The sequence below is a fragment of the Streptomyces sp. XY431 genome (assembly GCF_001279805.1).
Taxonomy (GTDB): Bacteria; Actinomycetota; Actinomycetes; order Streptomycetales; family Streptomycetaceae; genus Kitasatospora; species Kitasatospora purpeofusca.
In genome coordinates this window covers 62088-86847 of record NZ_LGDO01000002.1, presented here as the reverse complement: position 1 = coordinate 86847, position 24760 = coordinate 62088, and the positions used below count along the sequence as shown (strand labels likewise).

General features: G+C 74.6%; 24 protein-coding genes. 10 read left to right on the top strand and 14 right to left on the bottom strand.

The annotated features are described in order from the left end of the window. Positions 1-54: 54 nt before the first annotated feature. Positions 55-1323, bottom strand: coding sequence for a putative hexosyltransferase (locus ADK60_RS01125; protein WP_078896269.1), 1269 nt, complete (start codon positions 1321-1323; stop codon positions 55-57). A gap of 192 nt (positions 1324-1515) precedes the next feature. On the opposite strand from ADK60_RS01125, the gene ADK60_RS01120 reads away from it, so the two are divergent. Beyond that, entirely contained in the window at positions 1516-2100 is a 585-nt protein-coding gene (locus ADK60_RS01120; protein WP_045938625.1) for a TetR/AcrR family transcriptional regulator, read from the top strand. A gap of 47 nt (positions 2101-2147) precedes the next feature. Here the strand turns inward: ADK60_RS01120 and ADK60_RS01115 are convergent, their stop codons facing one another. Further along, positions 2148-2594 carry an Lrp/AsnC family transcriptional regulator gene (locus tag ADK60_RS01115; protein WP_078879731.1) on the bottom strand — a complete coding sequence of 149 codons (447 nt, stop codon included), beginning with the start codon at positions 2592-2594 and terminating at the stop codon, positions 2148-2150. Positions 2595-2758: 164 nt separating this feature from the next. On the opposite strand from ADK60_RS01115, the gene pdhA reads away from it, so the two are divergent. The 4 genes from pdhA (at position 2759) to ADK60_RS41340 (ending at position 8330) form a co-directional block, all read left to right on the top strand. Then, a complete protein-coding gene (gene pdhA, locus ADK60_RS01110; RefSeq protein ID WP_053642410.1) occupies positions 2759-3898 on the top strand; it encodes a pyruvate dehydrogenase (acetyl-transferring) E1 component subunit alpha in 1140 nt (379 codons plus the stop codon). Continuing rightward, on the top strand, positions 3895-4905 hold the full coding sequence (locus ADK60_RS01105; protein ID WP_478329329.1) for an alpha-ketoacid dehydrogenase subunit beta: 1011 nt from the start codon (positions 3895-3897) through the stop codon (positions 4903-4905). The genes pdhA and ADK60_RS01105 overlap by 4 nt, the downstream gene beginning before the upstream one ends. A gap of 5 nt (positions 4906-4910) precedes the next feature. Next, positions 4911-6275 carry a dihydrolipoamide acetyltransferase family protein gene (locus ADK60_RS01100; RefSeq protein WP_053642430.1) on the top strand — a complete coding sequence of 455 codons (1365 nt, stop codon included), beginning with the start codon at positions 4911-4913 and terminating at the stop codon, positions 6273-6275. A gap of 231 nt (positions 6276-6506) precedes the next feature. Next, entirely contained in the window at positions 6507-8330 is a 1824-nt protein-coding gene (locus ADK60_RS41340; RefSeq protein WP_079007949.1) for a globin domain-containing protein, read from the top strand. A 64-nt stretch (positions 8331-8394) separates the two neighbouring features. Here the strand turns inward: ADK60_RS41340 and ADK60_RS01090 are convergent, their stop codons facing one another. After that, positions 8395-8949: an NUDIX domain-containing protein gene (locus ADK60_RS01090; RefSeq protein ID WP_053642408.1), complete on the bottom strand. Its 555-nt coding sequence runs from the start codon at positions 8947-8949 to the stop codon at positions 8395-8397. 136 nt (positions 8950-9085) lie between these two features. Further along, a complete protein-coding gene (locus tag ADK60_RS01085; RefSeq protein WP_030392367.1) occupies positions 9086-9460 on the bottom strand; it encodes a phage holin family protein in 375 nt (124 codons plus the stop codon). Positions 9461-9563: 103 nt separating this feature from the next. Between ADK60_RS01085 and ADK60_RS01080 the strand changes: the two genes are divergently transcribed. The 3 genes from ADK60_RS01080 to ADK60_RS01070 all read left to right on the top strand — a co-directional run bounded on the left by ADK60_RS01080 (position 9564) and on the right by ADK60_RS01070 (position 11004). After that, on the top strand, positions 9564-9881 hold the full coding sequence (locus tag ADK60_RS01080) for a cupin domain-containing protein (RefSeq protein WP_030392366.1): 318 nt from the start codon (positions 9564-9566) through the stop codon (positions 9879-9881). A gap of 37 nt (positions 9882-9918) precedes the next feature. Beyond that, positions 9919-10587 (top strand): thiaminase II, encoded by a 669-nt coding sequence (gene tenA, locus ADK60_RS01075; RefSeq protein ID WP_045938621.1) that lies wholly within the window; start codon positions 9919-9921, stop codon positions 10585-10587. Between the two features lie 216 nt (positions 10588-10803). Further along, positions 10804-11004: a DUF5326 family protein gene (locus ADK60_RS01070; protein ID WP_030305494.1), complete on the top strand. Its 201-nt coding sequence runs from the start codon at positions 10804-10806 to the stop codon at positions 11002-11004. 57 nt (positions 11005-11061) lie between these two features. Here ADK60_RS01070 and ADK60_RS01065 read toward each other — a convergent pair whose 3' ends face one another. The 7 genes from ADK60_RS01065 to ADK60_RS01035 all read right to left on the bottom strand — a co-directional run bounded on the left by ADK60_RS01065 (position 11062) and on the right by ADK60_RS01035 (position 18734). Next, entirely contained in the window at positions 11062-11985 is a 924-nt protein-coding gene (locus ADK60_RS01065; protein ID WP_045938620.1) for an NAD-dependent epimerase/dehydratase family protein, read from the bottom strand. After that, on the bottom strand, positions 11976-13151 hold the full coding sequence (locus ADK60_RS01060) for a cytochrome P450 family protein (RefSeq protein ID WP_063782995.1): 1176 nt from the start codon (positions 13149-13151) through the stop codon (positions 11976-11978). The genes ADK60_RS01065 and ADK60_RS01060 overlap by 10 nt, the downstream gene beginning before the upstream one ends. After that, complete coding sequence (locus tag ADK60_RS01055) at positions 13148-14635, bottom strand: class I adenylate-forming enzyme family protein (RefSeq protein WP_053642406.1); 1488 nt, start codon at positions 14633-14635, stop codon at positions 13148-13150. The genes ADK60_RS01060 and ADK60_RS01055 overlap by 4 nt, the downstream gene beginning before the upstream one ends. A 280-nt stretch (positions 14636-14915) precedes the next feature. Next, positions 14916-15656: a glycosyltransferase family A protein gene (locus tag ADK60_RS01050; protein WP_078896267.1), complete on the bottom strand. Its 741-nt coding sequence runs from the start codon at positions 15654-15656 to the stop codon at positions 14916-14918. Continuing rightward, complete coding sequence (locus ADK60_RS01045; RefSeq protein ID WP_053642404.1) at positions 15653-16666, bottom strand: 3-oxoacyl-ACP synthase III family protein; 1014 nt, start codon at positions 16664-16666, stop codon at positions 15653-15655. Before ADK60_RS01045 ends, ADK60_RS01050 begins: the two co-directional genes overlap by 4 nt. Positions 16667-16747: 81 nt before the next feature. Then, positions 16748-18334, bottom strand: a complete 1587-nt coding sequence (locus tag ADK60_RS01040; protein WP_079007948.1) for an SPFH domain-containing protein — start codon at positions 18332-18334, stop codon at positions 16748-16750. 193 nt (positions 18335-18527) lie between these two features. After that, the gene (locus tag ADK60_RS01035) at positions 18528-18734 is read right to left on the bottom strand and encodes an NfeD C-terminal domain-containing protein (RefSeq protein ID WP_045938616.1); all 207 of its coding nucleotides are present in this window, start codon (positions 18732-18734) and stop codon (positions 18528-18530) included. Between the two features lie 354 nt (positions 18735-19088). Between ADK60_RS01035 and thiC the strand changes: the two genes are divergently transcribed. Beyond that, entirely contained in the window at positions 19089-20861 is a 1773-nt protein-coding gene (gene thiC, locus ADK60_RS01030; protein WP_053642402.1) for a phosphomethylpyrimidine synthase ThiC, read from the top strand. 105 nt (positions 20862-20966) lie between these two features. Here the strand turns inward: thiC and ADK60_RS01025 are convergent, their stop codons facing one another. Then, complete coding sequence (locus ADK60_RS01025; RefSeq protein ID WP_030392357.1) at positions 20967-21359, bottom strand: VOC family protein; 393 nt, start codon at positions 21357-21359, stop codon at positions 20967-20969. Between the two features lie 122 nt (positions 21360-21481). Here ADK60_RS01025 and ADK60_RS01020 point away from each other — a divergent pair, with 122 nt between their 5' ends. Then, positions 21482-22387, top strand: coding sequence for a LysR family transcriptional regulator (locus ADK60_RS01020; protein WP_053642400.1), 906 nt, complete (start codon positions 21482-21484; stop codon positions 22385-22387). Positions 22388-22399: 12 nt separating this feature from the next. Here the strand turns inward: ADK60_RS01020 and ADK60_RS01015 are convergent, their stop codons facing one another. Next, a complete protein-coding gene (locus tag ADK60_RS01015; protein ID WP_159400249.1) occupies positions 22400-23098 on the bottom strand; it encodes a hypothetical protein in 699 nt (232 codons plus the stop codon). A gap of 306 nt (positions 23099-23404) precedes the next feature. Beyond that, positions 23405-24622 carry a metallophosphoesterase gene (locus ADK60_RS01010; RefSeq protein WP_079007947.1) on the bottom strand — a complete coding sequence of 406 codons (1218 nt, stop codon included), beginning with the start codon at positions 24620-24622 and terminating at the stop codon, positions 23405-23407. Between the last annotated feature and the right edge of the window lie 138 nt (positions 24623-24760).

Sequence of the window (24760 nt, the reverse complement as noted above, 5' to 3'; positions counted from 1 at the left end):
ACGCCGGGGGCGCGTCCGAAACGGACGCGCCCCCGGGCCGGGTTGCCGGAGGGGTTACGGGATGCCCAGCTCGAAGATCACGTACCCGCCGTACCAGCCGGAGGCGACCGCCCCGGAGCCGAGCACCACCGCCAGCACCGGCCAGCTCAGCTTCCGCATCGCCACCGCGAGCGCGATCAGCAGCGGGAAGGCCGGCAGCAGGTAGCGCGAGGTGTTGCCGAAGATGCCCAGGCTGCCGAGCACCGAGACGATGGTGGCCAGGGTGTACGCGGTCAGCACCAGCGGCGGGCGCAGTCGGACCAGCAGCACGATCAGCACCGGCAGGCTCAGCACGATCAGCGTCGCCAGCATGTCGGCCGTGTGCCAGGCGAACGGGTAGTCGTTGCGGCCCAGCAGTACGCCGCGGAGCGCGGCCCAGGTGCCCTGGCCCCAGTCGAAGTAGTGCAGCCAGGCGTCGTGCTGCAGGGTGAAGTAGCCGCCCCACTCGCCCGTCCGCCAGCCCACCCAGCCGACGTAGCCGAGCAGGCCGACCGGGGCCAGCAGCATCGCGGTCAGCGGGCGCGCCACCCCGCTCTCCCGCCGGTACAGCTCCACCAGGGCGGCCAGGCCGACCGCGCCGATCAGCGCCGCCGAGGTGGGCCGGTTGAGGCCCGCGACCAGGGTGAGCACCCCGGCCGCCACCCACTGCTTGGTCATCACGCAGTAGCAGGACCAGGCGGCCAGCGCGACGAACAGCGAGTCCGAGTAGAGCGCCCACTCGGCGCCCGAACCCGGGGCGATCGCCCACAGGCCGGCCGCGATCACGCCGGCGCGCGGGCCGGCCATCCGGTCCACCACGGCGTAGATGCCGGCCGCGGCGAACAGCGAGGCGACCACCGAGACGATCATCCCGGCCCCGTACAGGCCGAACGGGCTCACCTCGGAGACCAGCCGCATCAGGCCCGGGTAGAGCGGGAAGAAGGCGGCCGAGTTCTGCTCGATCGTGAAGCCCGGGACGCCGTTGGGGACGCTCACCAGCGCCGGGTGGTAGCCGAACTGGGCGACCTGCTGGTACCACCAGCCGTCCCAGCTGGCCAGCACGTCCCAGGGGTTGGCGCCGCCGCCGAAGCGGGGGTGCTTCTCGAGGTAGTCCCCGGAGAAGGAGAGCAGCTTCATGAAGACGGTGAAGCCGACCAGCTTCAGGACGGCGTAGCACCACACGGCCGGGCCGAAGCGCAGGACGAGGTCCCGGGCGCGCTCGCGCCAGTCGAGGGCGGGCTCGGTCGTGGTGACGCCGCTACGCTGTTCGGGCAGATCGGATTCGACTGCCGGTATTGCGCTCATGCGACTTCCCCACCTGCTCGGCCTCGGACGGATCGTCCGCCGAGTCTAGGGTCTGCCTCCGGGCTTTGGTGTGGACCAGGGCCCCCGGGCGCCGTCGGGGCGGGCCGGACCGGGCACCCGGGCACGGTCGGGGCCGGGGCGGGCGGGGCACCCGGGCGCGGGCCGGGCCGGACGGGCGGGGATACTCGGGGAATGGCCGATCACACCCCGCGCACCGCCTACACCGTGGAGTCCCTGCTCGCGGTGACCGTCGACGTGTTCAACGAGCGCGGGTACGACGGCACCTCGATGGAGGACCTGTCGCGCGCGGCCGGGATCTCCAAGTCCTCGATCTACCACCATGTGCGCGGCAAGGAGGAACTGCTCCGGCTGGCCGTCGGGCGGGCCCTGGACGGACTGTTCGGGATCCTGGCCGAGCCGGGCGCGGTCGAGGGGCCGGCGGTGGAGCGGCTGGAGCACGTGGTGCGCCGGACCGCCGAGGTGCTGCTCGCGGAGCTGCCCTACGTCACCCTGCTGCTGCGGGTGCGCGGCAACACGGCCACCGAGCAGTGGGCGCTGGAGCGCCGCAGGGACTTCGACCACCAGGTGGCCGAGCTGCTGCGGGCCGCCGTCGCGGACGGCGCGCTGCGGGCGGACGTCGAACCGCGGCTGGCCACCCGGCTGCTCTTCGGCATGATCAACTCGATCGTGGAGTGGTACCGGCCGGGCCTCAAGGCCGCCGACGGCGTCGCCGACGCGGTGGTGCACCTGGCCTTCGACGGCCTCCGGGCGCGGTAGGGCGCCTCCGGGCGCCCGGACGGGACGGGGAGCGGCAAGCCCGTCCGTCAGTCCGGCGGGACCTGGTCCGTCTCCTCGAAGACCAGCATGGTGCGGGTGCCGAGCACCTGGGGGATCGACTGGATGCGGTTGAGCACGAGCTCCCGCAGGGCGTGGTTGTCGGCCGTGTGCACCAGCAGCAGGACGTCGAAGTCACCGCCGACCAGGGCGATGTGCGCGACCCCCGGCAGGGCCAGCAACTGCTCCCGCACCGTCCGCCAGGAGTTCTGCACGATCTTCAGGGTGATGTAGGCGGAAGCCCCCTGACCTGCGCGTTCGTGGTCCACCCTGGCGGTGAAGCCGCGAATCACGCCGTCCTCGACCATCCTGGAGATCCGGGCGTACGCGTTCGCCCGGGACACGTGCACCCGCTCGGCCACCGAGCGGATGGAGGCGCGGCCGTCCTGCTGCAGCAGCCGCAGGATCGCCCGGTCGACCCGGTCGAGTCTGGACATCTGTTCAGCCGACATGACCCCCCACCCCTGACGATTGGACGCAATGCCACCAGTCGACCGCCACCCGGGCCGATTGTCCACCACCTTCGCACGCTTCTGGTCAAGATGAACAGACGACCGAACAATCGGTAGGGAGCCCCCGCCACCCCTGGAGGTGCCCCGAGATGACCGTTCTCGACCACAGACACCACACGGCCGTGCCCGGTTGGCTGCCCGGGGCCACCGCCCCCCGCACCGACCCGGCCCCGCTGCTCCCGGACCCTGCTCCGGTCCGCGTCCTCGGTACGCCCGCGCTGGAGAAGCACGATCCCGTGCTGCTCCGCGAGCTGTACCGCCGCCTCGTCGTCGGCCGCCGCTACAACCAGCAGGCCACCACCCTCACCAAGCAGGGCCGGCTCGCCGTCTACCCCGCCTCGACCGGGCAGGAGGCCTGCCAGGTCGCCGCCGCGCTGGTGCTCGAGGAGCGCGACTGGCTCTTCCCCAGCTACCGCGACACCCTGGCCGTCGTCTCCCGCGGCGTGGACCCGCTGGAGGCCCTCACCCTGCTCCGCGGCAACGCCCACACCGGCTACGACCCCAGGGCCACCAGGACCGCACCGCTCTGCACCCCGCTGGGCACCCAGGGCCCGCACGCGGTCGGACTGGCGCACGCCGCCCGGCTGAGCGGCGAGCCGGCGGTCGCGCTGGCCATGCTCGGCGACGGCGGCACCAGCGAGGGCGACTTCCACGAGGCGCTGAACTTCGCCGCCGTGCTGCAGGCCCCGGTGGTCTTCCTGGTCCAGAACAACGGCTACGCGATCTCCGTCCCGCTCAGCGCGCAGTCCGCCGCCCCGACCCTGGCCCACAAGGCCGTCGGCTACGGGATGCCCGGCCGGCTGGTCGACGGCAACGACGCGCCCGCCGTGCACGGGGTGCTGGCCGAGGCCGTCGAGCGGGCCCGCACCGGCGGCGGCCCGACCCTGGTCGAGGCCCTCACCTACCGGGTCGAGGCGCACACCAACGCCGACGACGCCACCCGCTACCGGACCGAGGCCGAGGTCGCGGCCTGGCGGGAGCACGACCCGATCCTGCTGATGGAGCGCGCGCTGCGCGAGCTCCGGGTGCTGGACGACGAGCTGGTCCGGGAGGCGGCCGAGGAGGCCGAGGCGCTCGCGGCCCGGATGCGCGCCGAGTTCCACGCCGAGCCCGAACTCGACCCGATGTCCCTGTTCGCCCACGTGTACGCCGAGCCGACCCCGCAACTGCGCGAGCAGGCGGCGCAGCTGGCCGAGGAACTGGCCGCCGAGGCCGAGGTGCAGCCCTGATGACGACCGCTGTCTCCCCCGCCGCCCCCGCCCGCACCGCCAGCATGGCGCAGGCGCTCAACACGGCGCTGCGCGACGCCATGCGCGAGGACCCGACGGTGCACATGCTCGGCGAGGACGTCGGCGCGCTCGGCGGCGTCTTCCGGATCACCGACGGACTGACCGCCGAGTTCGGCCCCGAACGCTGCCTGGACACCCCGCTGGCCGAGGCGGGCATCCTCGGCACCGCCGTCGGCATGGCCATGTACGGGCTGCGGCCGGTGGTCGAGATGCAGTTCGACGCCTTCGCCTACCCGGCGCTGGAGCAGCTGTTCTCGCACGTCGCCAAGATGCGCAACCGCACCGCCGGCCGGCTGCCGATGCCGATCACCGTCCGGATCCCCTACGGCGGCGGCATCGGCGGCGTCGAGCACCACAGCGACGCCTCCGAGGCGTACTACGCCTCCACCCCCGGCCTGCACGTGGTCACGCCCGCCACCGTCGCCGACGCGTACGGGCTGCTGCGGGCCTCGATCGCCTCGGACGACCCGGTGGTCTTCCTGGAGCCCAAGCGGATGTACTGGGGGAAGGACGGGTTCGACCCGGCCGCCCCGGTCGAGCCGATCGGGCGGGCCGTGCTGCGCCGGACCGGCACCTCCGCGGTGCTGATCACCTACGGCCCCTCGCTGCCGGTCTGCCTGGAGGCGGCCGAGGTGGCGAAGGCCGAGGGCTGGGACCTCGCGGTGCTGGACCTGCGCACCCTGGTGCCGTTCGACGACGAGACGGTCTGCCGGGTGGTGCGCTCGCTGGGCCGGGCCGTGGTGGTGCACGAGGCGGGCGGCTTCGGCGGCACCGGCGCGGAGATCGCCGCCCGGGTCACCGAGCGCTGCTTCCACCACCTGGCGGCGCCCGTGCTGCGGGTCACCGGATTCGACATCCCGTACCCGCCGCCGATGCTGGAGCACCACCACCTGCCCGGGGTGGACCGGATCCTGGACGCGGTCGCCCGGCTGCAGTGGGAGGACTGAGGATGATGCCCGTCGTGCGCGAGTTCACCCTGCCCGACCTCGGTGAGGGGCTCACCGAGGCGGAGGTCGTGCGCTGGCTGGTCGAGGTCGGCGAGGTGATCGCGATCGACCAGCCGGTGGTGGAGGTGGAGACCGCCAAGGCGGTGGTCGAGGTGCCCTGTCCCTACGGCGGGGTGGTGACCGCGCTGTTCGGCGCGGTCGGCGAGGAGGTGCTGGTCGGCGCGCCGCTGGTGACGGTCGCGGTGTCGCCGGGCGAGGGCGAGCGGCCGCTCGCGGCGGTGCCGGTGGTGGAGCGGGCGGCGGAGGTGGAACGGCCGCTGGTCGGGTACGGGGTCGCCGAGCCGGACCGGGGCGGACGGCGGCGCCGGGTCGGGGGCGGCGGGGCGGCCGCGGTCGCTCGGGCTTCGGCTCCGGTGGCTGCTCCGGTGCCGGAGGCTGCTCCGGCTCCGGTGGCCGCGGTGGCGCCGGCGGTCGCGGGCGGTGTGCCGGCCGTGATCTCGCCGCTGGTGCGACGGCTGGCGCGGGAGCAGGGCGTGGAGCTGGCGGCGGTCGCCGGCAGCGGGCCGGACGGCCTGATCATGCGGGCGGACGTCGAACGCGCGGTCGCGGCCAAGGTCGCCGTGGCGCCCGCTGCTCCTGCTGTCACGCCGGCGGGTCCGGTGGGGACGGCGCCCTCCGGCGCCGGGTCCGTCGTGCCGCTGCGCGGACTGCGCAAGGCGGTGGCCGAGAAGCTCGGCCGCAGCCACCGGGAGATCCCCGCCGCGACCTGCTGGGTGGACGCCGACGCCACCGAACTGATGGCGCTGCGACGGCAGTTGAACGCCGTGCCGGGGCCGAAGGTGAGCGTGCTGGCGCTGCTCGCCCGGATCTGCACGGTCGGGCTGGAGCGCTTCCCCGATCTCAACTCCAGTGTGACCGCTGACGGTTCGGGGATTCTGCGGCACTCGGCGGTGCACCTGGGCTTCGCGGCGCAGGGCGAGCGCGGCCTCGTCGTCCCGGTGGTGCGGGACGCGCAGCGCCTCACCACCGAGCAACTCGGCGAGGAGCTGGGCCGGTTGACCGAGGCGGCGCGAACCGGGGCGATCGCTCCGGCCGAGCTGACCGGCGGCACGTTCACCCTGAACAACTACGGGGTGTTCGGGGTGGACGGCTCCACCCCGATCCTCAACCACCCGGAGGCGGCGATGCTCGGGGTGGGCCGGATCGTCGCCAAACCCTGGGTCCACCAGGGCGAGTTGGCGGTGCGCGAGGTGACCCAGCTGTCGTTCACCTTCGACCACCGGGTCTGCGACGGCGGTACCGCGGGCGGGTTCCTGCGGTTCGTCGCGGACTGTGTCGAGCAGCCGGGCGTGCTGTTGCGGCGGCTCTGAGCCCGCGTTCCGGTCGGCGGCGTTGCTCGCCCTGGGTGGTGGAACCGACACCCAGGGCGAGCGCGGCGGGGAGAGTAGCGCGTCCGGGGGGCGGGTGTCCGGGCTTCACGCTATTTGTCGGATGAGCACTTCGGGCATGCCACGCTTCCTGGGCGTCAACAGAGACAAGCCAGGTGGTGGCGTAGGCCGGCCGGAGGCGAAACGATTCTCTTGGGTACTCGAAACGTTGCGGTGAAGTCCCGCAGGACACTCCTGGTCCGTACCGGGCACGGCTCGGCGGCGGCCTCGGCCGTGCCCGGGCTGCCGGAGGCCGTGCCGGGCGTCGGGCCGGATGCCGTGCTGGACGCGGTAGTGGACGTCGTGCCGTCCGCGGAGCCTTACGTGCCGCCGGTTCCGCCGGACCTGCCGCCGGCGTTCGGGCCGGTCGGGCCCGGACCGGTGGCACCCGGACCCGTGGCACCCGGGTCGATCGTGACCGGGCCGGTCCTGCCGGTGGAGTCCGTCCTGCCCGTGGTGCCGGTGCAGTCCGTCCGGCCGGTGGTCCCGGCGCCGCCGTCCGCGCCGCCCGCCCTCCCGACGCCGTTGGTCGTCCCCCCTCGGCCCGTCCAACCGCCCGCCGTCCCGGCCCCGCCCGCAGCGGCGGCGGCGCACGGCGGCCCCGTGATCGAGCCGCTGTTCACCAGCGCGCCCGGGCTCAACTGGGCCGGACCCGGCGACCAGTGGTCCCGCGCGTGGGCGCTGCGCACCCTCGGCGGGGACGCGTCACCGGCCGTTCCGCCGGCCGTTCCACCGGCCGCTCCGTCGGCAGTGGACGCGTCGGAGGCCCCGTTACCGGCCGCGGTGCCGACCGCGGCCGAGGCGTCGGCCGCGGTGCCGGATCCCCGTGCCGCCGCCGAACTGCCGCCCACGGCGCGGGACATCGAACTGATCCGGACCAGCCTGGCGGTCGTCGAGCCGGTCGCGGACCGGGCCACCGCGCACTTCTACGCGCTGATCTTCCTCACCCACCCCGAGATCAGGGCGCTCTTCCCGGCCGCCATGGACGTCCAGCGCGACCGGCTGTTCCGCGCCCTGCTGACGGCCGCCCGCAGCGCCGGCGACCCGGAGGGGCTGCGCGCCCACCTGGGCGCGCTGGGCCGGGGCCACCGCCGCTACGGCACGCTGACCGGCCACTACGGTCCGGTCGGCGAGTGCCTGGTGGCGGCGCTGGCCAAGTACGCGGGCAGCCGGTGGAACGCCGAGACCGAGCTGGCCTGGCGCCGGGTGTACCGGCTGGTCTCCTCGATCATGATCGAGGCCGCCGAGGAGGCCGCCCGCACCTCGCCGCCCTGCTGGCAGGGCGAAGTGGTGGCGCACGAGCGCCGGACCCCGGACGTCGCGGTGCTCACCGTCCGCCCGGACCAGGCCTACCCGTACCGCGCCGGGCAGTACACCAGTCTGGAGACGCCCTGGTGGCCCCGGGTCTGGCGGCACTTCTCGTTCGCCTCCGCGCCCCGGCCGGACGGCCTGCTGACCTTCCACGTCAAGGCGGTGCAGGCGGGCTGGGTGAGCAACGCGCTGGTGCACCGGGCCGCGCCCGGGGACGTGCTGCGGCTCGGCCCGGCGGTCGGCGGGATGACCCTGGACGACGCGGACGACGGCGACCTGCTGCTGGTGGGCGGGGGCACTGGGATCGCGCCGCTGCGGGCACTCGTCGAGGAGGTCGCCGAGCGCGGCGCCGGGGGCCGCTCGGTGGAGGTGTTCCACGGGGCGCGGACCCCCGCCGAGCTCTACGAGCTGGCGGCGCTGCGGGAGTTGGCGGACCGGCAGCACTGGCTGACCGTGCGCGCGGTGCTGTCCGGCCCCGGCGCCGGGACGGCGGAGGCCGCCGCCGCGGGCCTGCTCGCGGGCGAACTCCCGGAGGCGGTGGCCCGGTTCGGGCCGTGGACCGGACGGACGGCCTATCTCTCCGGCCCGCCCGCGATGGTCCGGCGGACGAGCGGGGTACTGCTGCGGGCCGGGCTGCCGGCCGAGCGGATCCGGCACGACCTGGTCGGCGACCTGGCCGCGCCGTGAGCCGCCCTGCGGCGCGGTGAGTCGCCCAGCGGGGCCGTGAGCCGCCCGGTCGCGCCGTGGGCCGTCAGGCGAGGTCGGGGGCGAGCAGGGCGCGGACGCCCTCGATGTTGGCGGCCAGGTAGGCCCGCAGGGACGGCGGCACCACATTGACCGAGGTCACGCCCTCGCGGGTGAACGGGACCCGCACCACCTCGTAGTCGCCGTTCGGTTCGTCCACCTCGGGGCCGTGCCGACGGTCGAGGTCCATCGAAGCGAGCCGGCAGACGAAGAAGTGCTGCACCTTGACCCCGTGCGGGTGGAGCAGGCCGTCGTCCTCGGTGGGGGTCCCCCCGGCCGGGGGCTGGGGGAGGGTGTGGCTGATGGTGTCCACGAAGGCGGGGACCACGTCGACCACCTTGCCGCCGAGTTCCTCGTCCACCTCGCGGTGAAGGGCCTCGACCACGGTGCGGTCGCTCCGCTCGACACCCCCGCCGGGCGTGATCCAGTACGGGTGCGGGGCGCCGGGGCGGGTGCGCCTGATCAGGACCAGCGAGGCCGGTCCGTGAGGGTCGTTGGGATCCGTCTCCAGCACGATCGCCCGGGCGGTGCGCTTGACGACGGGGCGGGGCGGGGTGCGCATGGCGACCTCCGGGGCTGGAGCGTTGTGCGGGAGTCTCCCGCAGCCCGGACCGGCCGAAACGCGCCCCGCCCCGGTTGCGTCCGTCCGGGGCGGGGCGGGGCGGTGACCGTTCGGGGCGGGGCGGCGGCGTTCGCGCTCAGTCCTCGTCGAGGGCGAGGCTCAGGCCCCAGGAGACCAGGCTGACGATCAGCGCGCCGAACAGCGCGGCCCAGAAGCCGTCGACGTGGAAGTCGAGGTCGAGCTTGTCCGAGGCCCACGAGGTGAGCCACAGCATCAACGCGTTCACCACGAAGGTGAACAGGCCGAGAGTGAGGATGAACAGGGGGAGGGAGAACAACTTCACCACCGGCTTGATCAGCCAGTTGACCACGCCGAAGACCAGCGCCACGGCGACCACCGTGAGCGTCTTGTGCTTCCAGTCGTCCCCGGTGAGCGTGATCGCGGGGACGATCCAGGCGGCGACCCAGATGGCCGCCGCGTTGATCAGTGTCTTGATGACGAAACCCTTCATGGGGCCAGCGTCCCAGGTCGGTCAAGGGGTGACGCCGCCCCGGGCGGTGCGGTGGTGTTGAATGCCGGTGGTTCGAGGTCCGTACGAGAAGGGGTGCTCCCCGATGAAACTGTTCCGACTGGACCACCTGGACGCCGAGCGCGCCGCCAACGACGGCGCGTACCTGCGCTTCCTGCGGGAGCCTCGGATGTCGGCCGGCCTCTACGCGCTCGCCCCCGGCGACACCGACACCCAGACCGCGCACGCCCAGGACGAGATCTACCAGGTGATCAGCGGCCGGGCCGAGCTGACGGTCGGGAACGAGACCGCCACCGTCGGCCGGGGCACCGTCGTCTACGTGCCCGCCGGCACCCCGCACCGCTTCCACCACATCACCGAGGAACTGCGGGTGCTGGTGGTGTTCTCCCCGCCCGAGGACTGAACCGGGGGCGCGGCGGACGGCCGGTTAGGGTCGGGGCATGAGCCTGAGCCTGACCGAAGAACTCTGGGCGGCGATCGAGCCGGTCTACGCCGAGATCCTCGACCACCCCTTCCTCGCCGGCCTCACCGACGGCACCCTGCCGCGGGAGGCGTTCCGCCACTTCGTCGTGCAGGACTCGCACTACCTGCGCGACTACGCCCGCGCGTTGGCCGTCTGCGCGGCCAGGGCCCCGGGCGAGGAGGAGGTGCGGGCCTTCGCCGACGACGCGATCGGCGCGCTGGCCGCCGAGCAGGGGATGCACGCCGAGTTCCTGGACGCCTTCGGCGACACCGCCGAGCAGGCCGCCGCCGAACCGGTGCTGCCGACCACCCGCGCGTACACCAGCTACCTGCTCGCCACGGTCTACGGTGGCTCCTTCGCGGAGGCCGTCGGCGCCGTGCTGCCCTGCTACTGGATCTACGCCCGGGTCGGCGAGCGGCTGCTCGCCGAGGGCTCCCCCGACCCGCTCTACGCGAAGTGGATCGCCACCTACGGCGACGAGGCGTTCCAGTCGGTGGTGCGGCGGGTGCTGGCGCTGACCGACCGGCTCGGCGAGGAGATCTCCCCCACCGAGCGGCGCCGGGTGGTCGAGCACTTCGTCACCACCTCCCGGTACGAGTGGATGTTCTGGGACGCCGCCTGGCGCCGGGAGTCCTGGCCGGTCTGAGGCCCGGGACGGGGGCGCGACCGGGGTGGCGGCCGGGGTCGTTCCCCGAGGTCGGGGCCGGGTTCACCCGGGGTCCGGGGTCGGGGTGATCTCCGGGTTCTCTCGGGGCCGTTGGCCCTCGTTCCGCCCCCCGGGCCGCCGTACGATCGAAGTACGAAAGCGAGCGGGATGCGGCACCGGACGGCAGCCGACCCCAAGGGGAGAGAAGGAACGGACATGGCTGAGCTCTGGAAGTCGCTGCCCTCGTGGGTGCGGAACATCGTTGTCCCGGTGCTGGTGCTGATCCTGGCGTGGAACCTGCTGATGTTCGTCTTCGGTGTGGTCGGCGCGCTGCTGGCCTTCGCCGTCAAGGCGCTGGTGGTGGTCGGTATCGCCGCCGCCGTGGTGATCCTGGTCAAGAAGGCCGCAAGGAACTAGCGCCCCGGAACTGCCCCGACGCCCGCGCCCCCTCTCCGGGGCGCGGGCGTCGGGCGTTCACGGGCGGGCCGCGGGGCCGGTGGCGCTCTCGCGGAGGAAGGCGTCGAGGTCCCGGTGCGGCCGCCAGCCCTGGGTGCGGGCGCGGGTGAGGTCCAGCACGACGTCGCGGGAGAGCTGGTCCACCGCGTACGGGGTCAGACCCGGGAGCCGCCCGCTGCGGGCGGCCAGCCGGGCCAGCGGGGCCGGCACATGGTGGATCCGCGCGGTCACGCCGTGCGCGGCCAGCACCGCGCGGACCGCCTCGTCGCGCCGGTAGGGGCGGGCGTCGGCGATGTTGTAGGCGACCGGCGTCCACGGGCGGTCGCCGGTGCGGCCGGCGCCGACCGCGGACAGACAGGCGTCGGCGAGGTTCTGCACCGCGGTGAGACTGAGCCGCACGTCGCCGCCGGGCAGCAGCAGCCGTCCCCGCCGGACCCGCTCCAGCAGCCGGGGCACCAGATGCGGGTCACCGGGCCCGTACACCGCGCGCGGGCGCAGCACCACGGCGCCCGCGGCGAGGGCCAGCCGCTCGCCGGCGGCCTTGGTGCGCCCGTACGCGTTGAGCTGGCCGGCCTCGGTGGGGTGGTCCTCGTGGACGGAGCCGCGGTCCGCCCTCGGGTCGTAGACGCTGGCGCTGGAGACCCAGACCAGCGGGCGGTCCCCGGCGGCCCGCAGCAGCCGTTCGGTGCCGGCGACGTTGACGGCGTGCTGGGCGGCCTCGGCCCCGGTGCCCCGGGGCAGGTCGGCGACGGCGGCGGCACAGTGCACGATCGCGTCGGCGCCGGTGAAGTCGGGCTCCCCGGCGGTGGCGTCCCAGGGGACGTGGCGGCCGGCCGGTCCGGGGCGGCGGCCGTGGCAGAGCACCTCGTGGCCGGCGGCGAGGGCGGCCCGGACGACGTGGGAGCCGCAGAAGCCGCTCGCGCCGGTGACGGCTATCCGCATCGGGTCTCCTCGGTGGGTCTCGGGTCGGTGGGGTGTGGTGCGGCTTTGGCGGGGGTGCGGGTGGCGCGCAGCGTGAGTTCGGCCCAGCCGGGCAGCGCGGCCCGCCGGTCGACCCGGGCCCGGACGACCACCGGCCGGTAGGGCGCGAGCGCGAGCAGCAGTTCGGCGAGCAGGGCGCGGGCCACCCCGGCGCCGGGGCAGGCGTGCGGCCCGGCGCCGAACACCGCCTGGGTGGCGGCGGGCCCGGGGGAGGGCGTGGGCCGGTGCGCCCCGGCGGCGTGCCGGGCGACCAGGACCAGCCGGTCCCCGGCCCGGACCCGTCGCCCGGCCAGCACGGCATCGGCGGCGGCCACCCGGGGGAGCAGCGGCGAGGCTGCGGTGAGCCGGAGCAGTTCGGCGGCCAGCGCGGGTGCTCCGGGGGCGTCGACCGAGGGCCAGAGTCCGGCGTCCGCGCACCAGGCGGCGGCCCGGGGCAGCGCGGCGACGCTGGTGTTGACGGCGGCGACCGCGACCATGGCGTCCCGGGGGTCGGGCAGCAGCGCGGCGAGTTCGGCGGCCCGGGCGGCGGCCGTCCGGGCCGCGCCGGGCGGACGGGGGCCGGGCAGGTGGTTGCGGGCGGCGGCTGCGGCGGCCTCGGTGGCGGCTCCGGCGAGAGTCGTCGGGCAGACCACCGTCCCGGTCAGTGCGGCGGCCGTGATTCCGGCCAACTCCTTTGACAGATCGACGAGTTCTAGGTCGCCGATGGCGAGTTCGGGGATCCGTGCGGCGAGCACCGCCTGCCAGGACGGGCGGAGCCGGTCCACTGCCGAGGCGTCCAGCTCGACCGCCAACGCGCGCCGGGCGGCCCGGTGTTCGGCGCCGTCCTGGTCGAACAGCAGCCCGCCGGAGGTGAGTTCGGCCGCGGCCCCGCCGGTGGTGCCGGGGGCGGTGCGGTCCAGCGGGATCCGGGTGAGCGCGGTGCGGTAGGCCTCGGCGTCGTGCACCAGCACGGTGCGGCCGAGCCGGGCGACCGGGCGGCGGCGGGTGGCGGCGAGCAGCGCGAACAGCAGGGGGTGGCTGCGCAGATAGACCCGGCGGTCCCGGCGCCGGGCGGCCCGGTGCGCGGCCGGTGCCGGCGTCGGCACCGCGCGGCCCGCCTGCTCCCCCGCGCGCGTGTTCCCGTTCATCCGGCCAGCTCCCGGGCGCACCGGGCGGCCGCCGCCGCGCGGTCCGGCTTGCGGGAGCGCCCGGCCAGCGGCACCCGGCCGAACAGCACCGCGTCCGGGCGGGCCGAGCCCATCCGCGCCAGCGGTCCGGCCAGTGCGGCGCGCAGCCGTCCCGGATCGGTGCCGGGCGAGGGCTGGACGAGGGCGACCAGCCGTTCGTCGCCGTCCCCGTCCGGGACGCCGACCAGCACCGCGAGTTCGACGCCCGGCAGGTGCAGGGACGGTTCGTAGAGGCCGGGATAGATGTTCTCGGCGCGGCGCAGCACCATGTCCTTGAGCCGACCGCCGAGCACGATCCGGCCGTCCGGGTCGAGCGTGGCGAGGTCGCCGGTGCGCACCCAGGGGTCGGGTTCCTCGCCGAGGTAGCGGTGCCGGGCGCCCGGGCCGCCGAGCAGCAGTTCGCCGTTCGGCGCGAGCGCGGTCCGCACGCCCGGCAGCGGTGCGCCGACCAGGTCGCCGGGCCCGGTGAAGGCGCTCTTCTCGGCCTCTTCGACGGCGGCCGCCGGGAACAGCTCGGTGAGCGCGTAGACGCCCCAGGCCTGTTCCGCCCCGGCCTGTTTGACCCGGCGGAGCAGGGTGGCGTCGGCGGGCGCCGAGCCGGTCCAGACCCGGCCGGTGAAGCGTGCCCCGGCGCCGAGCGCGGCGCGCAGCTGCGGCGGGGTGAGGTAGGTGTGGGCGGGGGTGAGCCGGGCGAGCTGGCGGGCCAGCGCGGCCGGTTCGCGGGCGGGCAGGGCGACCGCGGCCCCGGCGCTCAGTGCGGGGACGAGTACGAAGAAGGTGCCGCCCAGGACGACGGAGCCGGGGCGCGGGTCGACCAGTTCGCCGACGGTGCGCAGACCGGCGGCCAGGCCGCCCCGGGAGTGCACCACGGCGCGCGGGCGGGCGGTGGTGCCGGAGGTGAAGACGATGACGGCGTCCGTGTCGCGCGCGGGTGCGTCGGAGCCGGGGATGCCCGGTACCGACGCGCCGAACCGTCCGACCCGCAGTCGGGGCGCGCAGCCGGGGAGCCGGCGGCCGAGGGTGGCGACCGGGCCGAGCGCCTCCAGCGGGGGCAGGGCGAGGTCGGCGCGGCGGGCCAGCGGCCGGGCCCAGCCGGCCACCGCCTGGGCGGCGGCGTCGGCGAGGACCAGGTCAGGGCGGGCCAGCGCGAGCCGGGCGGCCAGGACGTCGGGGCCCGCGGTCGGGTCGAGGACGGCGATCCGCAGGCCGAGCCGGTGTGCGGCGAGCATGACGGCGAGCGCGCGCGGGCCGGGGCGCAGGGCGAGGCCGAGGGTGGTGTCCTCGCCGAGGCCGCGGGCGTTCAGGGCGACGGCGTAGGTGTCGGCGAGCGCGGCGAGTTCGCCTCGGCGGATCCGGACGCGGGTGCCGCCGAGCCGGGTGTGGGCCAGGACGGCCGGGCGGTCGGGGTGCCGGGTGCGCAGGTCGTGGGCGAGCCGGTCGAGCACGGGGTGTCCTCGGGGTGCGGTGGGTCCGGTGGGTCCGGGGGTTCGGGGCGCTGGTTCGGTGGTCCGGGGACTTTGCAAAGTCTGCTGAGACTTTGCAAAGTCCCCTCCAGGCCAGGAAACGGGGGGTTCAGAGCACTTTGCAAAGTCCTGGCAGGACTTTGCAAAGTGCTCTGCAGGTGGTGGTGGCGGCGGGAGTGGGAGTGGGAGGCAGGGGTGGAGACGGGAGCGGGAGGCATCGTGAGCGGTGAGCGGCCGGCCGCCAGCAGTCAGCCGCCAGCAGTCAGCGGACGTCGACGGCGCGGGTGCCGGGCCCGCGGTCGAGGTACCAGCGGGCGGTGCCGACCACCCCGTAGGCGCGGATCCGGCGGGTGGAGTTCTGCACCACCATGTCGCGGCGGTGCGTGATCGCGGTGGTGTGCCGGCGGACGCGGTTGATGAACAGCCGGTCGGTGGGCGAGGGCCGGCGCGGCATGCCGCCGACCGCCAGGTACAGCTCGGCGGTGATCGCCATGTTGTTGCCCGCGTGCATCCGGTACGGCGTGAGGTAGCCGTGCCGCCGGTGGTGCGCGGGCCGGATCCGGCCGAAGAACGCGCCGAGCGCGACCAGGACCAGGAAGACGGCGCGCCCGGCCGGTCCGTGCTCGTCCCGGCGGGCGGTGACCCGGCCGCAGACCAGTCCGCCGCCGTCGAGCAGGGCGGCCCGGGCGGCGGCGGTCCAGCCGGGGGCGGGCAGGCAGTCGGCGTCGGTGCGGGCGAGCAGGATGGCACCGCGTGCGATGGCGTGCCGGAACGCGGTGTCGACCGCCGAGCCGACGCCCTTCTCCGGCTCGACCAGCACCTCGACCGGGAAGGGCGCCCGGTCGGCGAAGGCGCGGACGGCCTCGACGGTGCCGTCGGTGGAGCCGTTGTCGGCGACCAGCAGGGTGAACTCCCGGTCCCGCTGGGCGGCGAGGGCGTTCAGGGTGGCGGTGATCCTGGCCTCCTCCCGGTAGGCGGGGACGACCACCCAGAGCGCGGTCACGACGCCTCCCAGACCATCGTCATCAGGCTCACACCGCCGCCGAGACCGAGCATCAGCACTTTGTCGCCCGGCTCCAACTCATCGCGTATTCGGTCGAGTTGGATCCCGATCGTGGCGCTGGCGACATTGCCCAGCTCGGGCACCGTCACCACCAGCTTCTCCTCCGGAACCCCGGTGGCCTCCACGAAGCGCTCCAGGTAGGGGACGGTCACCTGGTGCACCAGAACCCGGGCGTAGTCCTCCCAGCCGAGGCCGGTGCGGGCGGCCACCCGGGTCAGGATGTCCAGGCCGATCTTCTCGAAGACGCCGCGCAACTCCGTGCCACTGCCGCGGAAGTAGCTGTACTCGTCGCCGCGCGGGTGGCGCGAGCCGCCGCCCGGGATGCCGCCGGTCCGCCAGTGCTCGGAGGCGGTCTCGGTCTCCACGTCGAGGATGCCGCCGCGCTCCACCGCCTCCACCACGACGGCGGCACCCGCGTCGCCGAAGGTGTAGCCGGCGAAGCCCGCGCGGAACTCCTCCGCCCCGTCGGGGTCCCGCCGCATCGCCCGGCTGGGTGTCTCGCCGGTGACCACCAGGGCCCGCCGGGCCCGGCCGGCCATGATCATCGAGCGGGCCAGGTCGATCCCGTTGAGGAAGCTGTTGCAGGCGTTGCTGACGTCCAAGGCATGGGCGCGCGAGCCGAGTTCGGACTGCACCAGATGCGCGGTGGCGGGTTCGGCGACATCGCGGGTGGCCGAGGCGAACAGCAGCAGGTCGAGGTCCAGCGGGTCCAGGCCGCGACTGTCCAGGGCGCGCCGGGCGGCGCCGAGGGCGAGGGTGGAGGCGTACTCGCCGTCGGCCGCGAAGTGCCGGGTGACGATGCCGGTGGCCTTCTCGAAGGTCCGCTCCGGCAGGCGCAGCCGGCCGCCGGCGGTGATCTCGTCCTGGAGCTGCCGGGAGGTCAGTCGGCGGGCGGGGAGCTGGGATCCGACGGCGGTGATGCCGATCCGCGCGGTGGCTGCTGGGTGCATGGTCCCATCGTGCTGCGGACGGGGCGGCGCCCGCCTGAGTACCTGTACTCAGGCGGGCGCCGCCGGGCTACTCGGACCGGGTCAGTCCTGCTCGGACTCCTCGTCCTCGCGGCGGTCCGCGCCGTCGCGGGTGGGGAAGCCGGCCGGCACGGCGTCCACCGGTACCGGGACGGAGACCGTCGCCACGGCCGCAGGAGCACCGGCCGCAGGAGCACCGGCTGCGGGAGCAGCAGCGCCAGGAGCGGCGGCCGCGGCAGCACCGCCCGCCGCCCCGCCGTCCGCGCCGACGGTGGACAGCAGCTGCCGGGCCAGCCCGAGCCCGGTGCCGCCCATCGCGAGCGCCTTGGCGAACAGCTCCCCCATCCCGTCGGCGCCGTTGAGCAGCACCATGTGCTCCACATTGCCGAAGGACTCGGCCGCCGCCCGCACGATCTGCGGCCACTGCTCGGCCAACTCCTGCGCCACCACCGCCTCCTGGTTCTCGGCGAGGGCGGCGGCCCGGGCCTTGATGCCCTCGGCCCTGGCCAGCGCGACCGCCCGGGCGGAGGCGGCGTCGGCCAGGCCGCGGGCCTCGACCGAGGCCGCCTCCGCCCGTCCGGTGGCCGTGGTCGCCTCGGCCTGCGCCAGGCCGCGCACCCGGGTGGCGTCGGCGTCCGCCTCGGCCGCGATCCGGACCCGGCCGGCCTCGGCCGCGGCTGCCAGCTCGGTCTCCTGGGCCTGCGCCTGGGCGGCGGAGATCCGGGCGTCACGGGCCGCCTCGGCGGTGGTGCGGGTGTCGTACGCGCGGGCGTCGGCGGGCTTGCGCACGTCGATCTGGAGCTGCTGCTCCTTGCGCCGTGCCTCCAGTTCGGCGACCCGGGTCTCCTGGACCACCACCTCCTGCCGGGAGGCGGCGTCGGCGAGCGGACCGGCCTGCCGGGCGCGGGCCGTCGCGGTGTCCATCTCGGCCTGGTAGGAGGCCTGTTGGATCTCGCTGTTGCGGGTGGCCTCGGCCTTGCGGGCGGCGGCCTCCTGCTCCGCCTCGGTGGCCACCCGGTCCGCCGCCGCCTGGGCGATCCGGGCGTCCCGCTGGACGGCGGCGGCGTGCGGGATGGCGAGGTTCTTGATGTAGCCGGTCGGGTCGATGATCTCCTGGATCTGCAGGGTGTCGATGATCAGCCCGAGCTTCTCCATCTCCAGCCCGGAGGCGGCCCTGGTCTCGCCGGTGAGCCGCTCGCGGTCGCGGATCATGTCCTCGACGGTGAGTCCGCCGACGATCGACCGCAGGTGCCCGGCGAAGACGTTGTGGACGCGCTGGCTGATCAGTTTCTGCTGGTCCAGGAAGCGGCGGGCGGCGTTGGCGATGGAGACGTCGTCGTCGCCGACCTTGAAGATCACCACGCCCTTGACCCGGACCGGGATGCCCTGCGTGGTGACGCACTCGACGTTCAGTTCGGCCTCGTTGAGGTCCAGCGAGAGCCGCCGGACCCCCTGCAGGCCGGGGGTGACGAGGGTCCCCCGGCCGGTGACGATCCGGAAGCCCAGCCCGTCACCGACCCCCTCGGTGCGGTGGCGGGAACCGGAGATGATCAGTGCCTCGTTCGGCTCGGCCACCCGCCACATGAGCTTGAAGAGCGTGATCATGACCACCAGGGCCCCGGCGACCGCCCCGGCGATGATGTATCCCATGGTTCAACTCCCCCTTCCGGCGCAGGAGATGCGCCGAAAAGGATTGTCCGCCCGGGTCGGCCGCGGGGAAAGGGACGTGACATGACGCACCGTCACAAGGTCGTCACGGGAGGGTCCGCGGATCGTCACAGGCCGCCCGGCCGCACCCGGCTGACCGGGCACGGCCGGATGTCAAGGCCCGGCCACCCGATCGTCACGGACCGATCGGCGCGACGTAGACCGTCCGCGGCGGCTGGTACTCGATCACCACCACCGGCGTCCCCACCACCAGCCGGTCCCCGGGAACGGCCAGGTAGGCGAGGAACGCCTCGGCGCCCCGGCGCTCCGGGACGTGCACCATCACCTCGCCGACCAGCCCGGCACCCACCGCTCCGGTGACCCGCCCCGTGCTCCCGACCACGCCGGCCTCCCTCGACTCGTCAGCTACGAAGCCAGTCTGCCCGCCGGGAGGCCGCCGCGCCCCACCGTTCACCCGCCGGACCTCGCCGTTCGCCCGCGGGGACCCCCTCTGGACCTCCGGCGGTCCGCTCGCTACGGTGTTGGACGTCATGCGCGGGCAACACCGCCTGCGGACGCGGGAGCTCGGAGCACCGGGCTGAGAGGGCGCTGAACGGGACGTCGAAGGACGGACCGGAGGCTGCGTCGACCGCAGGAACCTGACCGGGTAATGCCGGCGTAGGGAGTTGAAGGTCCGTTGACCACCTTTGAGGCACAGCCGCAGTCTGCCCAGTCGCCGTCCGGGCACGGCGCCGCAGTGACCAGCGCCGGCACCGGCTACCCCACCCCCGCCTGGCGCAAGGCCTACCGCGAGGGGTCCCGCCCCGACCTGCGCGTGCCGTACCGCGAGGTCGTGCTCACCAACGAGAAGACCGTCCCGCTGTACGACACCTCCGGGCCGTACACCGACCCGGCCTACGAGCCCGACGTCCGGCGCGGGCTGCCCGCGCTGCGGGACTCCTGGATCCGCCAGCGCGGCGACGTCGAGGAGTACGACGGCCGCGAGGCGCGCCCCGAGGACGACGGCATCAAGCACACCTCGCCGCGCGGCGGGAACCTCCGCAACCTCGACGCGGTGTTCCCCGGCCGCCCGCGCCGTCCGCTGCGCGGCCGCGGCGAGGTCGCGGTCACCCAGCTCGGCTACGCCAAGCGCGGCATCGTGACCCCCGAGATGGAGTTCGTCGCCCTGCGGGAGGGCCTGGCGCCCGAGTACGTGCGGGACGAGGTGGCCCTCGGCCGCGCCGTCATCCCGGTCAACGTGAACCACCCCGAGGTCGAGCCGTCGATCATCGGCACCAACTTCCTGGTGAAGATCAACGCCAACATCGGCAACTCCGCGGTCACCTCCTCGATCGAGGAGGAGGTGGAGAAGATGACCTGGGCGACCCGCTGGGGCGCGGACACCGTGATGGACCTCTCCACCGGCCGCAACATCCACACCACCCGTGAGTGGATCCTGCGCAACTCCCCCGTGCCGATCGGCACCGTGCCGCTCTACCAGGCGCTGGAGAAGGTCGACGGCCGGGCCGAGGACCTCAGCTGGGAGGTCTACCGGGACACGATCATCGAGCAGTGCGAGCAGGGCGTCGACTACATGACCGTGCACGCGGGCGTGCTGCTGCGCTACGTGCCGATGACCGCCCGCCGCAAGACCGGCATCGTCTCCCGCGGCGGCTCGATCATGGCCGCCTGGTGCCTGGCGCACCACCGGGAGAACTTCCTCTACACCAACTTCGAGGAGCTCTGCGACATCCTCGCGCGCTACGACGTCACCTTCTCGCTGGGTGACGGCCTGCGCCCCGGTTCGATCGCGGACGCCAACGACGAGGCGCAGTTCGCCGAGCTGCAGACCCTGGGCGAGCTGGGCCGGATCGCCCGCGCCAAGGACGTCCAGGTGATGATCGAGGGCCCGGGCCACGTCCCGATGCACAAGATCAAGGAGAACATGGATCTCCAGAAGGAGATCTGCGACGAGGCCCCGTTCTACACCCTGGGCCCGCTCACCACCGATGTCGCGCCCGGCTACGACCACATCACCTCGGGCATCGGCGCCGCCATGATCGCCTGGTGGGGCACCGCGATGCTCTGCTACGTCACGCCCAAGGAGCACCTGGGCCTGCCCAACCGGGACGACGTGAAGACCGGCGTCATCACCTACAAGATCGCCGCCCACGCCGCCGACCTGGCCAAGGGCCACCCCGGCGCCCAGGCCTGGGACGACGCGCTGTCCGACGCGCGCTTCGAGTTCCGCTGGGAGGACCAGTTCAACCTGGCCCTCGACCCGGAGACGGCCCGCGAGTTCCACGACGAGACCCTCCCCGCCGAGCCCGCGAAGACCGCCCACTTCTGTTCCATGTGCGGTCCGAAGTTCTGCTCGATGAAGATCTCCCAGAAGATCCGCGAGGAGCACGGCGACGGTTCGAGCGCCGTCGAGTCCGGCTACGGGGCCGACGCGCTCGCCGGGATGGCCGAGAAGTCGGCGGAGTTCGCCGCCCAGGGCAACCGGGTCTACCTGCCGCTGGCGGACTGAGCACGCCGCACGGGTGCGCCGGTCCGGGAGGTGGAGGGGGCCTCCCGGCCCGGCGCACCCGTGCGACGGTGTCCCGGCCCGCCGCCCGGCCGGGGGCGGCGCCGGTCAGGCGGCGTCCTCGGGGTACCAGCGGAGTTCGACCGTGTTGCCGTCCGGGTCCTGGACGTAGATGGAGGTGGCGCTGCCGCGGGCGCCGTAGCGGGGGACGGGGCCCTCCAGGACCTTGAAGATGCCGGCGTCGATGACCTGCTGCCAGTCGAGCGGGTCGACGGTGAGACAGATGTGGTCGACGTTGGACTCGCCGCGCGGGCGGGACATCAGGTCGATGATCGTCTCGGGGGTGACCCGGAGGGACGGGAACGAGACCTTGCCGGCGCGCCACTCCTCGACCCGGACCGGCTCCAGGCCGAGCAGGCCGCCGTAGAACTCCAGCGAGCGCTCGATGTCGCGGACGTTGAGCACGAGGTGGTCGAAGGCCTTCACACGGATGGCGGTCATGGTGGCTCCAGTCGGGAGGGGTAGTGCCGGTGACGTGTTCCACGATCCGCCAGGCGGCCGGTGTCATCAAGACGGCATCGGTCAACGATCATTGAGGCGGAGTAAACGATGGGGGGCGCACGGTGCTGGAACGGGTGGAGATCGAGGTCTTCCTGACGCTCGCGGAGGAGCTGCACTTCGGCCGCACCGCGGAACGCCTGCGGCTCAGCACCGGCCGGGTCAGCCAGGTGGTGCGACAGCTCGAACGGCGGCTCGGCGGCGCGTTGTTCGAGCGCACCAGCCGGGCGGTGCGGATCACCCCGGTGGGCCTGCGGCTGGCGGAGGAGCTGGCGCCGCTGGTGGCCGGCATCACGGCGGCGGTGCGCCGGGCGGCCGAGGCGAACCGGGGTGTCGCCGGTGAGCTGCGGGTGGCGTTCCTCGGCGAGGGGACGGCGCCGGTGCTGCTCAGGGCGGTCGCGCTGTTCAACGAGCGGCACCCGGACTGCCGGGTGGACGTCCGCGAGGCCCAGCTGGCGAACACCCGGTCCAGCCTGCTGGACGGTTCGGTGGACGTGCTGATCGCCGCCTTCCCGTTCGACGGGATGGCGAACGGCCCGGTGCTGATGACCGAGCGCCGGGTGCTCGCGGTGGCGGCCGGGCACCCGCTGGCGGGGGCCGCCTCGGTGTCGCTGGAGGTGCTGGGCGACCACCCGGTGGTGCAGTACCCGGCCGTGACCTCGGCCGCCTTCAAGCGGGACCGCACCCCGGACCGGACCCCGTCGGGGCGGCCGGTGCCGCCCGGCCCGGTCGGCGCGACCTTCTCCGAGATGCTGACGCTGGTCGCGCTGGGCCGGGGCGTGCTGCCGGTCGGCGAGCTATCGCTGCGCTACCACCCGCGTCCGGACCTCGCCTATGTGCCGATCGAGGACGCCCCGCTGATCGAGCGCGGCCCGGTCTGGCGGGAGGGGAACACCACGGAGCGGGTCCGCGAGTTCGTCCGGGCGGCGGCGGACTCGGTGGCGGTCGACTCCGCGGCAGCCACCTCCTAGCGTCCGTGCGGTTCAGCTGTCGTCGGGCCCGGTGAGGGCCGGGGCGGTGCCGGCCCGGGCGGCGGCGGTGAGGTGGGGGACGAGCGCCCGCTCGCGCAGGGCGCGCTGCCAGTCGCGCCGGGCGTCGTCGAGCTCGGCCGCGAGCTCGGGGTCGGTGCCCTGCGGGAAGGGGACGGTGGGCGGGGCCGAGCCGTCGCGCAGGGCGGTGAGGATCAGCCCGACGATGCCGACCGCCATCGCGGCCACCCCGGCGGCGAGGGCGAGCCACCCGGCGGTGAGCAGCGAGCGGGCCAGGGCGCTGTCCGGGTCGGCGGCCCGCAGCGCGTAGCCGAGCAGCAGTAGGACCAGGGCGGCCGCCCAGGCGAGGATCGGGGTGAGGACGGTGAGCACCGGCAGCAGCCCGGCGCCGCCGTTCTCCGAGCGCAGCTGGGTGAGCAGTCCGGGCGCGGTGGGTTCGCCGGGTGCCGGCGGGGTGGCGCGCAGGTTCTCGCGCAGCCGCAGGTAGTGCTGGTACTCGGTGGCCGCCGGGGCGGCGACGTGGTCGGCCGAGGCGAGCGCGTGGGCGCGCAGGTCGTCGGAGGGTGGCGCGCCGGGCGCGCGCAGGACGGTGCGGAGGGTGTCGTCGCACAGTGCCGCGTCGAGGAGGCGCTCGAAGTCCGGGCGGTCCTCGGCGAGCAGGTGCGGGGCGTCGTTCATGGGGACCCCGTTCATGCGGACCCCCGCGCTCTCCGCCCCCATGGGCGCGGGGCGGGGCGCGGAGTCGGGCCGCCGGTGGGGCGGCCGGGTGTGGTGTGCCCCCGATGGTAGGGGTGGGTGCGGCCGGGTAGACAGAGACTTTCCGGAATTTCGCGCCCCTGGATGCGCGTGCGCGACCGTCCGTGCGCTGGGAACGCGTGTTCGGTCGACGGACCGTCACCTGCCGTGGGCGGAGGGTGTTCCGCGGCGGCGGAAGGGCCGGACCGCGTGCGGTCCGGCCCTGTGGCAAGCGTCCGGGGCCCGTGCGGGTGGGCCGACGGCTCAGATCGGCAGGCGGGAGACCAGCAGCCGGCCCTCCATGGTCACCCCGCCGTCCATGGCGACGGCGAGGTCCTCCGCGTAGACGTACGGGCCCGGGACGTGCGGCGGCATGCCGTCGTCGGCGTGCACCGCGCCGGTGAGGTACGGGATCGGGCTGTGGCCGTGCACGACGCGCGTGCCGCCGTAGGCGTCCAGCAGCTCGCGGACGGCGGTCGGGCCGGAGTCGCCGCGGAAGGCGAAGCGCTTGGTGAACCGGCGGAAGCAGTCCCACCACTCGTCGACGCCCTCGTCCGCGAGCAGGTCGTGCACGGCGTCGTTGACCTCGGGGATGGACTCGCCGTACTCCAGGTACGCGGTGGTGTCGGAGTGCAGCAGCAGGTGGCCGTCCTCCAGGGCGATCGCGGGGAGCCGGGAGAGCCAGCTGATGTGGTGCGCCTCCAGGCGCTCCAGGTCGCTCTGCTGTCCGCCGTTGAGCCGCCAGGCGGCGAGGAAGGAGGCGGTGCCGGCGGTGGACTGGACGGGCTCGTCGCCGTACCGGGCGGCGCCGAGGAAGAGCAGTTCGTGATTGCCCATCAGGGCCCGGCAGTAGCCGCCGGCCGCCGCCGACTCGGCGGCGAGCTGCATGACCAGGTCGATGACGCCGATGCCGTCCGGGCCCCGGTCGGTGAAGTCGCCGAGGAACCAGATCCGGGACCGGCCGGCGGACCAGTGGCCGTCGGCGTCGATCAGGCCCTGATGGCGCAGCTCGGTGCGGAGCTCGTCGAGGTAGCCGTGCACGTCGCCGACGACGTAGAGCGGGCCGACCGGCTCGCCGGGGGCGGGGGCCGGGTACGGGTGGTAGGGCTGGCCGGGTTCGGCGAGCGGGGGGCCGAGCTCGATGGTCGGCGGGTCGTCGCTCTGCGCTCCGGGGCCGGGGTGGCCGCCGTGGGCGGGGGAGGGGTGGTCCGGCAGGGTGGGCTCGTAACCGGCCTGCTCGTGGGGGCCGTTCTGGGCGTGCACGGTGTGGCCCTGGTCGGGGCCGGTGGCCGGCCAGTGCTGTTCGAGGTACCGGGCGCCGCCGTAGCCGCTGTAGGTCTCGGCCTCGTAGCCGGTCGCGGCGTACCCCCCGTTGGGGTCCGGTTCGTAATAGGTGCCGTACGGCAGCACGTCGAGGTCCGGCTGGTGGCGTGGGCCTGAGTCCGGGTGTTCAGGCCCGGGGAAGCGGTCCTCGGGTGTCATTCGCCCATCATAGGAAGACCACTCTCCCGGCGTCGTCACCTGGTGGGTATCCAATCCTCCGGAGCGTCAGCCGGGCGGTCCGTCAGGTCCGTTTTGTCCCGACTCGGCATGGGCCGGACCACAGCCCGCTGGGGTGCG